The organism is Bacteroides pyogenes (assembly GCF_014196225.1).
In the GTDB taxonomy this organism is placed as follows: Bacteria; Bacteroidota; Bacteroidia; order Bacteroidales; family Bacteroidaceae; genus Bacteroides; species Bacteroides pyogenes_A.
This window is the reverse complement of the sequence record NZ_JACIDI010000013.1, coordinates 70,109-86,173: the sequence shown is the minus strand read 5'-3', so window position 1 is coordinate 86,173 and position 16,065 is coordinate 70,109. Positions and strand designations below refer to the sequence as shown.

Here is a 16,065-nt window from a genome sequence, read left to right as displayed (position 1 = left end):
AGCGATGAGAGTTCTTTTGTGGCTTATAAAAAAAATCAGTGTGAAGTTCGCTTTTACAAACTTCACGCTGAAATATAGTTTTTAAGGGACGACTAACTATGTGAAACAAATAGATGATAGGACGATGAACGAACATTACGCTATTAATATCGGTCGCCAGTTGGGTAGCGGTGGAAGAGAGATAGGCGAGAAACTGGCTGCCCGTCTGGGAATCGGATTTTACGATAAAGAGCTGATAAATCTGGCTTCCCAAGAAAGCGGATTGTGCAAAGAGTTTTTTGAGAAAGCCGACGAAACAGCTTCTCAGGGAATTGTCGGCGGAGTGCTTGGAATGCGCTTCCCGTTTCTGAATGAGGTGGCGTTGCCTGCCGCCAATTGCCTGAGCAACGACGCTTTGTTTAAAGTGCAAAGCGATGTGATCAGAGATCTGGCGGCGAAAAAATCTTGCCTGTTTGTAGGGCGTTGTGCCGATTACATTCTAAGAGAGCATCCCCGCTGCGTCAATCTTTTCGTTTCGGCCCCTATGCAGCAACGTGTATCCTATCTTTGCCGAATGCACGGAGTAGATGTGGAAACGGCCGAAGAGATGATAGAAAAGTCGGACAAAAAGCGTTCGGACTATTACAGCTACTATAGCTATAACGTCTGGGGAGCGGCGTCAACCTATCACTTATGTATCGATTCTTCTTCTTTGGGTATTGAGGGGACGATAGATTTTCTCGAAGATTTTGTGATAAAGAAATTGAGGCTTGATACCGCCCGTTAAGTATGATCAGGCATTATATGGAATCAGTTCTCGATATCCAGAAAATCAATAATTGTGTTTCTTATTCCGTATGAATTTCGATGAGTCGCAGATGCAACAGCGAGTTGCGGAAACGGAAGAGGTAGCAATCGCTCCCACTGGTTTGAAATACATGTCTTTGCCCGGATTTACGCAAGAGATGCCTGATGGTTGTGTAGGTCTGCGTTTTGATGACCGCCTGTTAGTGCGTACCATTCAACCCATTTCCCCTTTCCGACAGAATGTTACTTATGGATGCGATTTTTCCCTGAAAAAGAATATCGTTCGAACTTATTAATTATATTTGCAAGTCTAATAATAGACAATTAGCAAGCATAAAAGGATAGAAACTGATAAAAACAATACTAACTTGTTTTAATTTTAAATAAACTATGGCAGACAAAAAAGAAAAACTCTTCTCGGACTTTCCTTCCGTATCTACCGAAAAGTGGATGGAAAAGGTGGTGGCCGACTTGAAAGGCGCTGATTATGAGAAGAAACTCGTTTGGAAAACGAACGAAGGATTTAAAGTAAAACCTTTCTACCGCAGGGAAGATTTGGAAGATTTGAAAACAACCGAAGCTCTTCCCGGAGAGTTTCCGTATCTGAGAGGGACGAAGAAGAACAACAATGAGTGGCTGGTGCGTCAGGAGATTAGGGTAGAGTCTCCTAAAGAAGCTAACGCCAAGGCATTGGACATCTTGAATAAGGGTATCGATTCGCTCTCTTTTCACCTGAAAGCGAAAGAGTTGAATGCAGAATACATTGAAACATTGCTGAAAGATATTCAGCCCGAATGTGTGGAATTGAATTTTTCTACCTGTCAGGGGCATGTGGTAGAACTTGCCGGTTTATTGGTGGCTTATTTCCACCGGAAAGATTATGACCTGACGAAGCTGAAAGGTTCTGTGAACTACGATTTCTTTAACAAAATGCTGACTCGTGGCAAAGAGAGAGGGGATATAGTGCAGACTGCAAAAGCTTTGATGGAAGCCATACAGCCTCTTCCTTTCTATCGGGTACTGAATGTGAATGCCTTGTCGCTCAATAATGCGGGGGCATACATTTCTCAGGAATTGGGTTATGCGCTGGCGTGGGGAAACGAATATATGAGCCAGCTGACCGATGCCGGTCTTCCTGCCGCTGCGGTAGCCAAAAAGATCAAATTCAATTTCGGCATCAGTTCCAATTACTTCCTTGAAATTGCTAAATTCCGTGCAGCACGAATGTTGTGGGCGAATATTGTTTCGGCTTATCATCCCGAATGTCTGCGCGACTGTGAAAACAAGTCGCCTGATGGCGAATGCCGTTGCGCCTCGAAGATGGCGATTCATGCCGAAACATCTACTTTCAACCTGACCTTATTCGACGCGCATGTGAATTTGCTCCGCACGCAAACCGAAGCGATGAGCGCGGCGTTGGGCGGTGTGGACTCGATGACGGTGGTTCCGTTCGATAAAACCTACGCTACTCCGGACGAGTTCTCCGAGCGTTTGGCACGCAATCAGCAGCTTCTGCTGAAAGAAGAATCTCATTTCGACAAAGTGATCGATCCGGCTGCGGGTTCTTATTATATCGAAAACCTGACAGTATCCATTGCCAAGCAGGCATGGGATTTGTTCCTTGCGGTCGAAGAAGCCGGAGGTTTCTATGCGGCATTGAAAGCAGGTACAGTTCAGGCGGCTGTGAACGAAAGCAACAAAGCCCGCCATAAAGCGGTGGCCCAGCGTCGAGAGATTCTGTTGGGAACCAATCAGTTCCCCAACTTCAACGAAAAGGCAGGGGAGAAGCGTCCGGTAGAGCCCAAAGCTTGTTGCGGCGGGAAAGAAACATGCGAGAAAGATGTCGCCACACTTGTATTCGACCGTGCAGCCAGCGAATTTGAAGCGCTGCGTCTCGAAACCGAAATGTCGGGCAAGCGTCCGAAGGCATTTATGCTTACCATCGGCAATCTGGCGATGAGACAGGCTCGTGCGCAATATTCATGCAACTTCCTGGCTTGTGCCGGTTACGAGGTAGTCGACAATCTCGGTTTCGAAACGGTGGAAGCGGGTGTGGAAGCTGCCATGGCAGCCAAAGCGGATATCGTGGTGATTTGCTCCAGCGATGATGAATATGCGGAATACGCCATTCCTGCTTTCAAAGCATTGAACGGACGAGCCATGTTTATCGTGGCCGGTAACCCGGAATGTGCGGAAACGTTGAAAGCCGCCGGAATAGAGCATTTCATTCACGTACGCGTCAATGTGCTGGATACTTTGAAAGAGTTTAACGCCAAATTGCTGGGCTAACTAAAAACGACAACAAGATGAGAAAAGATTTTAAAAACATCGATATATATGCCGCATTTCAGCCGGTTAACGGGGCTGAATGGCAAAAGGCGAACGGTATTTCCGCAGATTGGAAAACACCCGAACACATTGAAGTGAAGCCTGTCTACACAAAAGAAGATTTGGAAGGCATGGAGCATCTGGACTATGCTGCCGGTATCCCTCCTTATCTTCGCGGTCCGTATTCTGTAATGTACACGCTTCGTCCCTGGACCATCCGCCAGTATGCCGGATTCTCTACGGCCGAAGAGTCGAACGCTTTCTATCGCCGTAATCTGGCTTCCGGACAGAAAGGTCTGTCGGTGGCTTTCGATCTGGCTACTCACCGCGGATACGACCCCGACCACGAACGTGTGGTGGGCGATGTGGGTAAGGCCGGCGTGTCTATCTGTTCGCTGGAGAACATGAAGGTTTTGTTCGACGGTATCCCCTTGAGCAAGATGTCCGTGTCTATGACAATGAACGGGGCCGTACTTCCGGTAATGGCTTTCTACATCAACGCCGGTCTGGAGCAAGGCGCTAAGCTCGAAGAAATGGCGGGCACGATTCAGAACGACATTCTAAAAGAATTCATGGTTCGTAACACCTATATCTATCCGCCTGCATTCTCGATGAAGATTATTTCGGATATATTCGAATATACATCGCAGAAGATGCCTAAATTCAATTCGATCTCTATCTCCGGTTATCACATGCAGGAGGCGGGAGCTACGGCGGATATCGAGCTGGCTTATACGTTGTCCGACGGGCTTGAATATCTCCGTGCCGGTACGGCCGCAGGTATCGACATCGACGCGTTTGCCCCCCGTTTGTCTTTCTTCTGGGCCATTGGAACCAACCACTTTATGGAAATAGCCAAGATGCGTGCCGCGCGTATGTTGTGGGCGAAGATTGTGAAGCAGTTCAACCCGAAGAACCCCAAATCGCTGGCATTGCGTACACACTCGCAGACTTCGGGCTGGTCGCTCACCGAGCAAGACCCGTTCAACAACGTAGGTCGTACCTGTATCGAGGCGATGGCTGCCGCTCTGGGACATACGCAATCTTTGCACACCAATGCGCTGGATGAGGCCATTGCCCTGCCGACAGACTTCTCTGCACGTATTGCCCGTAATACGCAGATTTATATTCAGGAAGAAACGTATGTCTGCAAGAATGTCGATCCTTGGGGAGGTTCTTACTATGTAGAGGCTTTGACCAACGAACTGGCGCATAAAGCCTGGGAGCATATTCAGGAAATCGAGAAGCTCGGCGGTATGGCCAAAGCCATCGAAACCGGTCTGCCGAAGATGCGTATCGAAGAAGCGGCCGCACGCACGCAGGCACGTATCGATAGCGGCTCGCAAACCATTGTCGGTGTGAACAAGTATCGTTTGGAGAAAGAGGCCCCGATCGATATTCTTGAGGTGGACAATACGGCGGTTCGTAAAGAGCAGATCGAGAACTTGAAACGTCTGAAAGAAGGACGTAATCAAGCCGAAGTGGATAAGGCGCTGGCGGCTATAACCGAATGCGTCAAGACGGGCAAGGGCAACTTGCTGGAACTGGCGGTTGAGGCGGCTCATGTACGGGCTACGTTGGGCGAAATATCTTCGGCTTGCGAAGATGTGGTAGGACGGTATAAAGCAATAATCAGAACAATATCAGGTGTGTATTCTTCAGAAAGTAAAAACGACAGCGCTTTCAAGCGCGCGTGCGAACTGACCGAGAAGTTTGCCAAGAAAGAGGGGCGTCAGCCTCGTATCATGATTGCCAAAATGGGGCAGGACGGCCACGACCGTGGCGCGAAAGTGGTAGCAACCGGTTATGCCGACTGTGGTTTCGACGTGGATATGGGCCCGTTGTTCCAAACTCCGGCGGAGGCTGCACGCGAAGCGGTGGAGAACGACGTGCACGTGGTCGGTGTTTCTTCGTTGGCTGCCGGACATAAGACACTGGTTCCGCAGATTATCGAAGAGTTGAAGAAGCTGGGACGCGAAGACATCGTTGTCATTGCCGGCGGTGTAATTCCTGCACAAGATTATGATTTCTTGTACAAAGCCGGTGTGGCTGCCATCTTCGGGCCCGGTACTCCCGTGGCTAAAGCAGCCTGCCAGATTCTGGAGATTCTGATGGATGAATAATAGGGCAACGTCGGACGCTCTGCCCCAAATGTAATGCTTCGGCAGGCAGAGCCCCGTACGTATATCTTTGCTGAGTCGCTCGGTAATGCTGTGGCATTGCCGGGCGACAGGCATACTCTACGGCAAACATCAGTTTTGGTCGGCATGTGCCGCGACAACTAATTGTGGGCGGGGAGTTCCTCCTCCCCGCCCACAATTAGTGTTAAAAAAGAGAAAACGGGCATGCCTATGGTGAAATATCCTTATCTTTATCCCCGTACGTGCTTCCCCGCCTCCGGCTTTTGCCTCGTGTGCTGAGGGAAGCGTGTTGTTTGTAGCATGTTATACCTATAATATATAATGTATATGACTCTGTATCCGAACGCTAAACTTTTTACTTCTTTTAACGGCCTACGCTTGGCGGTTTCGGATATTTGTATAACACACACACACACACACACACACACACACACACACACACACACACACACACACACACACACACACAGTAGACTTTCCTGACGTACGCGCGCGCGAAGCCGTCGCGGGTACATCACCTCATATTGCCGTCCTCGGCGGGGATCCCTGCATCCCTGCCGGGGACGTTTGCGTTTGTGCGCCCTGCTCGCGTAACTTATTTTTTAACCCCCTAAATACACAAGAATCATGAAACAGTATTTCATTGCAATCTGTATCGTGCTGCTGGCCATGTCTTGCAGCGACGACTCAGGCAAGGGTTCTCTCCCTACGCCGCCTGCTCCGCCTGCTGAGGCGACTCTCACGCTGATGATTCCCGGCTTCCGCTCCGCCTCCGAAACGCGGGCGGGCGTGCATGAGGAGCAGATAAGCGAAATCGACGTGCTGCTGTTCCGCAAGGTTTCCGGCACGGAGCGTGTTGCCGCCATGCTCACGGTTCCGGCTACTTCGCTTCACGGCACGGGTACTCCGGGCGAGGCGAGGCTCACGACGAGCATCCCTGCGGGAGAATACTCTCGCCTGGCACTGGTGGTGAATGCCCATACGGAACTGACTGCCGCGGGCATCACCGCCGGTACTTCCGGCTCTTCCTACACCGACCTGCGGAATGTGCAGACCTCCGGGCGTTACGGCAACCTCGGGTTCGGACCGGACAAGACCATCCCGATGTACGGCGAGTACGCCCCCACGGGCGGCATCCAGATCGAGGCGGGCGTACCGAAAGTCTTCCCCGGCACGGTCGGGCTTATCCGCTCGATGGCGCGGGTGGACTTCGTGAATCAGGAGACCTCGCCGGACTTTGTGATTAATGCGGTATTCTTCAACAACGTGGCTGAGAACGGTGCGGTGTATGTAGCCCCGACGGCTTACGGTGTCGATTTGGATGCAGGTAGCGGCGGCAGCGGCTACCTTTCGCCTACATTGCCCACTTCGGGGCTGACTCCGGCTTCCGGCAGCGATGGCTCTAACGGCTTATTTATCGAATGGGGTCATCAGGCGCACACTTACTACCTGTACGAACAGTCCGCCTCAGGCCCTTCCGCCCTCAGCTATCTGGGCATCACCCGCCCGCGCATCGTGCTCAGGGGTAATTACAAAGGGCAGAACACGTGGTATCCCATCGACTTCACTTGGGACGGGGTGAAGGGTGGCGGTACGGTTCCCTACTTTACCAAGGGCACGCCCATGCCCATCCTGCGCAACCACCGCTACGTATTCACCATCAAGGAGGTGAAGGGGCCGGGCTACTCAACGTGGGAGGAAGCTTTCACCGCTCCCGAGATACTGACTAACCAGAGCTCGCCCCTCACCATCGAGACGCACGTGATAGACGAGGCGTACACCGACGTAACGTTCAACAATCAAGGCTTCCTTGCCGTGTCGCGCACGTCGATGAAACTCAGAGGAGCCCACACTGCCACGAGCACGGACAACAAGGTGGAGGTGCTGACCAATGTCGCGGGCGGATTCGGCGTGCGGTCGTTCAACAGCAATGGCACGGAAGTGCCTTGGGGAGGCTGGCTGCGCTCGAGCATCATCGGCGGCGCAGCGAACAGTAATACCACCGTGCAAGCGATTACCAACGGCGTCGGCTTCGAGGGAGGATACCTCGAAGTTCGCGCCGGGCGGCTGTACACGAAAGTGAATGTGGATCAGATCGGCAAACTGCCGTTGGATTACGTGGCGGAGTATAACCTTGCGGGAGGTATCCAGTACGGTGCTTTTCTCAATTCTTCCAATCCTCCCGGTGCTGTTTCCACCCCTGCCCAGACCGACCCGCAGCTCCGTTGGGCGACGAATCATAACAATGACCAGAGCGGTTATTACAATTGGTATGTATGCAGGGGGTTGACCGAAAGCACATACAACCCGGCAGGCAAGAACCTCTTTTTCGACAGTTTCTTCATTACCGGTGCGGGACGGGGTTATCACCTGCCTTCCCGTTGGGAGTGGACGGGTATTTTCTCTTACAATGGTGACGCTTCCTACGGTGGCTATGTTCATACCAATGTTAACGAGGCTTGTGAGTTCGGTGGTATCAAGAAGACTTATTTGAACACTTATTTCAGTAATGGTAACGGTGTCTGTTACGCTATCCGCTTCAAGGCGACTACCGGTTATCCTAACGACGGTTCTCCTACATCAGGTTCAGGCCCTAATGTATTCCCCAAAGCTACCGATAACCGTATGTGTTGCGCTTACCGCTACACCCGAATCGGTTCATTTGCCAACGACAATAACCTTACTGCCCAACTGAAAGTCGACTGCGTTTACTTGGGCGACTCCGGGGTTTCCACACCCATCGGTGATATCAGCAATGATGCTTGGTGGGCTGCCCGTGCTTCCGAGACCGTCACCCGTATCTTCCCTGTCGCCGGATATATTTCCCCCGCCGCTGTGTCCGGTTCGGGTGCGCTCAATGTCCGGGGCCACAGCAGTTACTATTGGTCGGGCACGGAGGGCGGTAGTTCCAACGCTTGGAGCGCACTCTTCTTCTGGCCCCGTGCGAACGCGAACTACGGCGGCTACAAGTACTACGGGTTCTCCGTGCGCCTATTCTCCAATGAATAAGCAAAGACGGCGCATGGGCGTCTTATCCGATGAGATTTGTCGATGTTCCCCTCGCTCGTGGCGGGGCATTCCGTAGGGGGGAGTTTCGCAGGTGAGAGAGGTTTCACAGGGGCTTCTCCTTCGCAGAGGAGCATCTTCTTCACGGAGCGTTTCTCCGCTGCAAGAGGGGTAAAAGAAACATCGTCGCCCGATGCCGAAGGGGGTTGGCACGGGAGCGACGGATGGGGAGGGAAGGCTGTCGTAAGGGAATCCAGCAGCCGGGGAGAGACTGAGGAAGAAGGCGCACGCCCCCTTAGCGGGAAGTATCGTTGCTCGTGGAGACAGGTAAAGGCGATATGCTTTTCTTGCAGGGGCCTTAGCGTGAAACAACGATTGCTCGCGGAGAGAGAACAGAACACCTGAATAGTTATAAATGATTACAAAAAGAGAATCCCGCCCGCCCGCTTCGGACAAAGGCAATGCCAAGGTCGGACTTAGAGGACATCAAAGTCCGACTTCGACGATGTCAAAGTCTGACTTCGGCATGGTCAAAGTCCTACTTTGACAATCCCCCCTCAGGAAGCTGTCTGGGGCATGTCCGGGAGCGTGTGCGGGCTATTGTCTAACCTTTAATAATTTATTACAAATGTTATTCTTCAAGAAACAGAAGGCACAGATGAAAGGAAAACCTGTGAAGTATTATCCTCAAGTCGTAACGGTGGGGAAAGCCGCCGACACGCAGGAAGTGGCGCGCCGAATTGCGCGCGAGAGTACCTTATCACCGGCGGACGTGCACGCCGTTATCCGTGCGCTGCCGGAGGTGATGTCGCAAATCATGTCCGAAGGCCGGAGCGTGAGCCTCGATGGGCTGGGCTCGTTTCGCTACACGGGCGTGGTGGGCAAGACGGTGGATCGCGCCGAGGACGTGAGCGCGGACTTGTTTACAAGCATTCGCGTACGTTTCACCCCCGCCCGTGAACGGCGGGACTTGGGGGCGGGCTACACCCGCGCCTTGGTGGGGAACATCAGTTTCACCGAATGGCAGGGGAAAACGGCTAAACCGAATCCGGACAGTGGAACTTCGGGAACATCGCCGGGCGGAGAAGGCACGCCGGGGGGAAGCACACCCGGCGGCGAGGCTCCTGATCCGGCGGGCTGACGGGAAATGCCGGGGCGGTATGACAGGCAGCCTGCCGACACGAGAAGCATCGCTCAGGGGGGGAGCGATACGGTGGCCGAGGCACCTATGGGGATGCCGTCCCGGCTCCGCAAGCGGAGCGTTTTCCTTTTCTCTCCATAAGGGGGTGTTTTCTCCCTGTGCACCGGCTTTTTATCCCCCTCCGATGGAGGCGGTACAAAATAAATGATGTACCTTTGCAACCGACAGTCAGCAGTAAAAACAGAAAGGAAGATGATAGTTTGCATAGCCGAAAAGCCCTCTGTGGCACGTGATATAGCCGAAGTGCTCGGCGCCCGCGACCGGAAGGAGGGATATATCGAAGGAAACGGATACCGGGTGACTTGGACGTTCGGTCATCTCTGTACGCTTAAAGAGCCGCACGAATATACGCCGACATGGAAGTCGTGGAACTTGGGCAGCCTGCCGATGATTCCGCCCCGTTTCGGTATCAAGCTTATCAGCAACCCCACTTACGAGAAGCAGTTCCGCATCATCGAGAGCCTGATGCAACAGGCCGACGAGATAATCAATTGCGGCGATGCCGGGCAAGAGGGAGAGTTGATTCAGCGTTGGGTGATGCAAAAGGCGGGCGCGCGCTGTCCGGTGAAGCGCCTGTGGATTTCTTCGCTTACCGAAGAGGCAATCCGCGAAGGATTTGCCAAACTGAAAGACCAGAACGAGTTTCAGTCTTTGTACGAGGCAGGGCTTTCAAGAGCGGTGGGCGACTGGCTGCTGGGGATGAACGCTACGAGGCTTTACACCGTGAAGTACGGGCAGAACAGGCAGGTACTTTCCATCGGAAGGGTACAGACGCCTACGCTCGCACTCATCGTGAACAGGCAGTTGGAAATCGAAAACTTCCGCCCCAAGCAATATTGGGAGTTGAAGACGACGTACCGCGACACGGTCTTTTCGGCTTTGATACGCAAGAGCGACGAGGAGATAGCGGCGGAGGAAGAGAAAAACGGCGGAAAGAAGAAAATCGACAATCCCGGTATCGACCCTATCGCCGGACGTGAGGAAGGCGAAGCATTGGTGGAACGTATCAGGGAATTGCCTTTTACGGTGACCGGCATCAGTAAGAAAGACGGAAAAGAATACCCTCCGCGTTTGTTCGACCTGACTTCCCTTCAGGTGGAGTGCAATAAAAAGTTCGCTTATTCGGCAGACGAGACGTTGAAACTCATCCAGTCGCTTTATGAAAAGAAGGTGGCTACCTATCCGCGTGTGGATACCACGTTTCTGAGCGATGACATCTATCCGAAATGTCCCGCCATCCTGAAAGGCCTGCGCGACTATGAGGCGCTGACGGCGCCGCTGGCGGGAGGGAAGCTCCTGAAGTCGAAAAAGGTGTTCGACAATTCGAAAGTGACCGATCACCACGCCATTATTCCCACCGGAGTGCATCCGCAGAATCTGACGGATATGGAGCGCAGGGTGTTCGACCTGATAGCTCGCCGGTTTATCGCCGTGTTTTATCCCGACTGCAAAGTTGCTACCACCACCGTGATGGGAAAGGTGGAAGAAATAGAGTTCAAGGTGACAGGGAAACAAGTACTGCATCCGGGATGGAAGGTCGTTTTCTCCAGCGGGCAGGGAGAATCCGGGCAAGGAGCGGGGCACGGACGGGGAGAGTCCGGACAAAACGCAGGGCATGAGCAAACGGATACGGAGCAAGACGGGGGACAGGAAGAGGAACGCAGCCTGCCTCGCTTCGTGAAAGGGGAGAGCGGCCCTCATCTGCCCGATTTGAACGAGAAATGGACACAGCCGCCGAGACCGTACACGGAAGCTACTCTGCTCCGGGCGATGGAAACGGCGGGTAAACTGGTGGATAACGACGAGTTGCGCGATGCGTTGAAAGAGAACGGAATCGGTCGTCCTTCCACGCGTGCCGCCATCATCGAAACGCTGTTCAAGCGGAATTATATTCGTAAAGAACGGAAAAACCTCATCGCCACACCCACAGGGGTGGAACTGATACAACTCATTCGCGAAGAGCTGTTGAAGTCGGCGGAGCTGACCGGTATCTGGGAGAAAAAGCTGCGTGAGATCGAGAAGAAGACATACGATGCCCGCCAGTTCTTGGAAGAACTCAAGCAGATGGTTTCGGAGATCGTCATGAGTGTATTGTCGGATAATACGAATCGCCGGATCACGATTCAAGAGGCTGCCGCTCATGCAACAGTCAAGAGTGCGGAAACAACCAAGAAACGGGAGCGGAAATCGACACCCTCAGGGGAGAAGAAAAGAGAAATAAGAGGCAACTCTACAAGGAAAAAAACAGCTGCTCCCAACGTGACGGTTTCGGGAGCGGCAAATGAACAAGCAAACGCTTCCGGCGTACTGAATGCGGAAGCGACAAATGAACAGGAAGCTGCTCCCAACGTGACGGTTTCAGGAGTGGCAACTAAGCAAACCGCCGTTCCCGATGCACTGAATCCGAAAGCGGACGATGAGTGGGTAGGTACTCCCTGTCCGCAATGCGGCAAAGGAACCCTTATCAAAGGAAAAGCAGCCTATGGCTGCTCCGAGTGGAGGAACGGCTGTACGTATCGCAAGCCGTTCTCCTAAGGTTTGTTGTTTACCGGTAGTGGAAATGAGACGTGAAACGATGTCGCCCATTCCTAAGATACGATCGGTTTGTTGTTTATCGGTAGTGCAAATCAAACTTGGTAAACCATTCTCCTTCGGGGAGCGGACGCCCGTTTGTTGTCTACCGGTAGTGGAAATGAGACCTCCGCAAGTACAGAAGAAAGGGGTTCCGTTTATGTTTGCTGTCTACCGGTAGTAGGAAATGAGACCCTGATTTGCCGGTAGATGGCGTTGCTGGTTTTACCCTTATCGTCTACCGATAGTGCAAATGAAACTCTATCACGGCTTCAATTCCTTTGCGGAAAATATCCAGTGAGAAGTTCTCGTTCGGCGAATGGATGGCGTCCGATTCGAGACCGAATCCCATCAGTACGGTTTTGATGCCCAACACCTGTTCGAACGTAGAGATGATGGGAATACTTCCTCCGCGTCTCACAGCCAGCGGCTTTTTGCCGAAAGCAATCTCGAATCCTTTTTCTGCTGCCTGATAAGCCGGGAGCGAGATGGGGCAGACGTAGCCTTGTCCGCCGTGCATCGGCGTAACTTTCACCTGCACGCTTTCGGGGGCGATGCTGAGAATGTAGTCGGCAAACATACGGGAGATTTTGTGATGGTCTTGATGCGGAACCAGACGACAAGAGACTTTGGCATACGCTTTCGAGGGGAGCACCGTCTTGGAGCCTTCGCCCGTATAGCCTCCCCATATACCGCAAACGTCGAACGAGGGGCGGCAACTGTTTCGTTCGAGCGTGCTGTATCCCTTTTCACCGGAAAGGGCTTTCACACCGATGGATTCTTTGTATTTCTTTTCGTCGAAAGGAATGCGGGCAATCATCTCCCTTTCCGCTTGCGGCACTTCTTCTACCTCATCGTAAAAGCCGGGAACGGTGATTCGTCCGTCGTCGTCTTTCACCTTGCTGATGATTTCGCAGAGCACGTTGATGGGATTGGCTACCGCTCCGCCGAAATGTCCGGAATGAAGGTCGCGGTTCGGACCGGTGACCTCTATCTCCCAATAAGCCAATCCGCGTAATCCCGTAGTAAGCGACGGGAGGTCGGCTCCCAGCATGCTGGTGTCCGAAACCAGAATAACGTCGGCTTTCAGCAGTTCCTTGTGCTCTTCGCAGAATGCTTCGAGGCTCGGAGACCCGATTTCCTCTTCTCCTTCGAAGATGAACTTTACATTGTTCTTCAGCAAGTTGTTTTTTACGAGATATTCGAAAGCTTTTACCTGAATGAACGACTGTCCCTTATCATCGTCCGCCCCGCGCGCCCAAATGTATCCGTCTCTTATTTCCGGTTCGAAAGGACGGCTTTTCCACAAATCCAGAGGCTCGGCGGGCATAACGTCGTAATGCGCGTACACCAGCACGGTCTTGGCTTGCGGGTCTACCATCTTTTGCCCGAATACGATCGGATTGCCTTTCGACGGCATTACCGTCGCTTCGTCGGCTCCTGCCTCGAGCAATAACTCTTGCCAGCGTTGCGCGCATGCCAGCATATCGTTGTGATGTTCGGGCAAGGCGCTGATGCTGGGAATACGGATAAGACTGAATAGATCTTCGATGAATCGGGGTTCGTTTGCTGCGATGTATTTCTGAATTTCGTTCATTTTCATTGATTTTATAGAGAGCATCCGGGAGGCGTCAGGCATAAACTTTCCCGCCGCAGCTTGTGTCGGCGGGAGAGAACTTTTATGGAGCGGACTTCCCGACTGCTTTCCCGTTGTTTATAATTGCGTCGTTTTGTCTAACAGATAATAGTCGAGTATGGTGATGGCCGCCATTGCTTCCACGATGGGCACGGCTCTTGGCAGCACGCATGCGTCGTGTCGTCCGCGCGCTTTCAGAGTAGTGTCCACTCCGTCGATGTTGACCGTTTCCTGCTCCATTAATATGGTGGCTATCGGCTTGAATACCACGCGGAAATAGATGTCTTCGCCGTTGCTGATGCCTCCCTGTATGCCGCCGGAATTGTTTGTATGCGTTTCAATGCGTCCCTTATTGTTGTAAAACACGTCGTTCTGTTCGGAACCTTTCATCTTGATTCCTTTGAATCCGATGCCGTATTCGAACGCTTTGGCGGCGTTGATGGTGAGCATTCCATTGGCCAAAGCGGCCTGAAGTTTTCCGAAAACCGGTTGCCCCAATCCGATGGGACATCCTTTGATGACGCACGTCAGCGTACCGCCGATAGTGTCTCCCTCACCTTTCACCTTATAGATAAGATCGGCCATCTCTTTGGCTTTCACCGGATCGGGGCAGCGTACGTCGTTAGTTTCGATGAGGTCGAGATCATAGTCCGAATAGCTTCCTTCCAGTTTGATGGCTCCTACTTGCGAGGTGTAGGCGGTGATGCTGATTCCCAATTGGCGAAGCGCCAGTTTTGCCAATGCTCCGGCCACGACACGCGAAATTGTTTCACGCGCCGACGAGCGACCTCCTCCGCGATGATCGCGTATGCCGTATTTCACGCTATAAGTGTAGTCGGCATGCGAAGGGCGGTATACTTCTTTCAGGTTGTTGTAATCGTTAGAGTGCTGGTTCTTGTTCCATACGATGAAGCCGATGGGGGATCCGGTCGACTTCCCTTCAAAGATACCGGAGAGGAATTCTACCTGATCGGGCTCTTTGCGCGCTGTGGTAAGGATAGATTGTCCCGGTCGTCTCCGGTTCAATTCCTGTTGTACAAACTCTTCGTCGATGGCAATGCCCGAAGGAAATCCGTCAATCACTCCTCCGATTCCTTTCCCATGCGACTCCCCAAAGCTTGTAAGTCGAAAAATATTCCCAAATGAGTTAAACATAGTTGTGGCTTTTTAAAACATTATTGTATACAAAGATAACAAACTGATTGGCGGAATAGTTGCGTTTTCGGGGCTTATATTCTGGAAAATTCGTGTAAAAAAGTTTGTACCTCTTCCAAACTGCCCGTATGTTTTCCTTCATCGTCTGACAATTTGATACATTCTCTCCATTCCTGATTGGGATTCATCTTGCATTGGGTGAGTTTCATCACGATGTTCGATGGTTTGAATCCCGTATCGTTCGTCAGGTTAGTCCCGATTCCGAACGAACAACGGATTTTGTCGCGGCAATACTCCTGAATCTCCAACGCTTTGTTGAAGTCGAGCGCGTTGCTGAATACGATTGTTTTGGTTGTGGCATCGATGCCGAACCCCCGGTAGCGGGCTACGAGCTTGTCGATAAATTCGAACTCGTTGCCCGAGTCGCACCGCACTCCATCGAACAGTTTGGCTTGTTTGCGGCTCAGGTTGCTCAAGAAAATATCCGTCGTGTAAGTGTCTGAAAGCGCTATCCCCAAGTCTCCGTCGTATACGTTCACCCAATTTTCAAGAGCCATGTAGTTGGCATGCTTATAGCCGAACTGGGCTCCGTGAAACATGAACCATTCGTGCGGATGCGTGCCCATCATTTTCATGTCGTACTTCATGGCGAAGTGGCAGTTGGATGTGCCGGTGCAATACCGGGCCTCCTCTTTGAGGTATCTGATGACCGCCTCTTGCACATCGGCCGAAAAGCGCCGGCGTGTGCCGAATTCTGAGAAACGAATCCCGTGGCGGTTGGAAAGCTCCGCTTTGTCCGCCAGTTTGCGAAGAATGCCGTCCATGTCGGCTACATATCCGTGCAGTCTGTTTTTTATTTCGGAAACAAGGGCAAGCAAAGGCACTTCGTACAGCGTGGCTTTGTAGAGAAAATCGCTCACTTCGATGTGCAAATGCTGGTTTTCATCCAGATGAACGTCGATTTTGTCTGCATCGAACCGGAAAGACGAGAGCCACTCCCAATATACTCCGGGAAGAAACCGGCAGTTGCGGGTCATATACTCCAGTTCTTCCTTCGTGAGCCTTATAAGGCTTAAGTTTTCGATTTCAGCCTTAAGCTGTTGCAAGAATTCATCTGTGTATGGGGTTCGGTTCCGGTCGTTGAAGCTGAAAGTACCCATGGCGGAAGGAAACAGTTTGATATAAGCGTACGAAGTGGTAAACTTATAAAGGTCCGTGTCCAGTAGTGTCTTCACAATCAT

Annotated in this window: 11 protein-coding genes; 8 read left to right on the top strand and 3 right to left on the bottom strand. The window is 52.0% G+C overall.

Annotated elements, in window-relative coordinates:
* The first annotated feature begins 124 nt into the window (after nucleotides 1–124).
* The 8 genes from GGR07_RS09670 to GGR07_RS09630 all read left to right on the top strand — a co-directional run bounded on the left by GGR07_RS09670 (nucleotide 125) and on the right by GGR07_RS09630 (nucleotide 11,997).
* Nucleotides 125–766, top strand: a complete 642-nt coding sequence (locus GGR07_RS09670; RefSeq protein ID WP_034544046.1) for a cytidylate kinase-like family protein — start codon at nucleotides 125–127, stop codon at nucleotides 764–766.
* Nucleotides 767–836: 70 nt separating this feature from the next.
* Nucleotides 837–1,082, top strand: a complete 246-nt coding sequence (locus GGR07_RS09665) for a hypothetical protein (RefSeq protein WP_034544045.1) — start codon at nucleotides 837–839, stop codon at nucleotides 1,080–1,082.
* Between the two features lie 94 nt (nucleotides 1,083–1,176).
* On the top strand, nucleotides 1,177–3,075 hold the full coding sequence (gene mutA, locus GGR07_RS09660) for a methylmalonyl-CoA mutase small subunit (protein ID WP_122056514.1): 1,899 nt from the start codon (nucleotides 1,177–1,179) through the stop codon (nucleotides 3,073–3,075).
* 17 nt (nucleotides 3,076–3,092) lie between these two features.
* Nucleotides 3,093–5,237, top strand: a complete 2,145-nt coding sequence (scpA, locus tag GGR07_RS09655) for a methylmalonyl-CoA mutase (protein WP_122056515.1) — start codon at nucleotides 3,093–3,095, stop codon at nucleotides 5,235–5,237.
* Between the two features lie 645 nt (nucleotides 5,238–5,882).
* Nucleotides 5,883–8,264, top strand: coding sequence for a hypothetical protein (locus GGR07_RS13920; RefSeq protein ID WP_256680569.1), 2,382 nt, complete (start codon nucleotides 5,883–5,885; stop codon nucleotides 8,262–8,264).
* Nucleotides 8,265–8,306: 42 nt separating this feature from the next.
* Nucleotides 8,307–8,666: a hypothetical protein gene (locus GGR07_RS09640; RefSeq protein WP_034543370.1), complete on the top strand. Its 360-nt coding sequence runs from the start codon at nucleotides 8,307–8,309 to the stop codon at nucleotides 8,664–8,666.
* A gap of 223 nt (nucleotides 8,667–8,889) precedes the next feature.
* Nucleotides 8,890–9,402, top strand: a complete 513-nt coding sequence (locus GGR07_RS09635) for an HU family DNA-binding protein (protein WP_021646559.1) — start codon at nucleotides 8,890–8,892, stop codon at nucleotides 9,400–9,402.
* Between the two features lie 204 nt (nucleotides 9,403–9,606).
* The gene (locus GGR07_RS09630) at nucleotides 9,607–11,997 is read left to right on the top strand and encodes a DNA topoisomerase 3 (protein ID WP_395955428.1); all 2,391 of its coding nucleotides are present in this window, start codon (nucleotides 9,607–9,609) and stop codon (nucleotides 11,995–11,997) included.
* A gap of 274 nt (nucleotides 11,998–12,271) precedes the next feature.
* On the opposite strand, the gene GGR07_RS09625 is transcribed toward GGR07_RS09630, so the two are convergent.
* The 3 genes from GGR07_RS09625 to pncB all read right to left on the bottom strand — a co-directional run bounded on the left by GGR07_RS09625 (nucleotide 12,272) and on the right by pncB (nucleotide 16,065).
* The gene (locus GGR07_RS09625) at nucleotides 12,272–13,630 is read right to left on the bottom strand and encodes a dipeptidase (protein WP_034543390.1); all 1,359 of its coding nucleotides are present in this window, start codon (nucleotides 13,628–13,630) and stop codon (nucleotides 12,272–12,274) included.
* Between the two features lie 117 nt (nucleotides 13,631–13,747).
* Nucleotides 13,748–14,824, bottom strand: coding sequence for a chorismate synthase (gene aroC / locus GGR07_RS09620; RefSeq protein ID WP_034543372.1), 1,077 nt, complete (start codon nucleotides 14,822–14,824; stop codon nucleotides 13,748–13,750).
* Nucleotides 14,825–14,898: 74 nt separating this feature from the next.
* Nucleotides 14,899–16,065: a nicotinate phosphoribosyltransferase gene (gene pncB / locus GGR07_RS09615; protein WP_021646565.1), complete on the bottom strand. Its 1,167-nt coding sequence runs from the start codon at nucleotides 16,063–16,065 to the stop codon at nucleotides 14,899–14,901.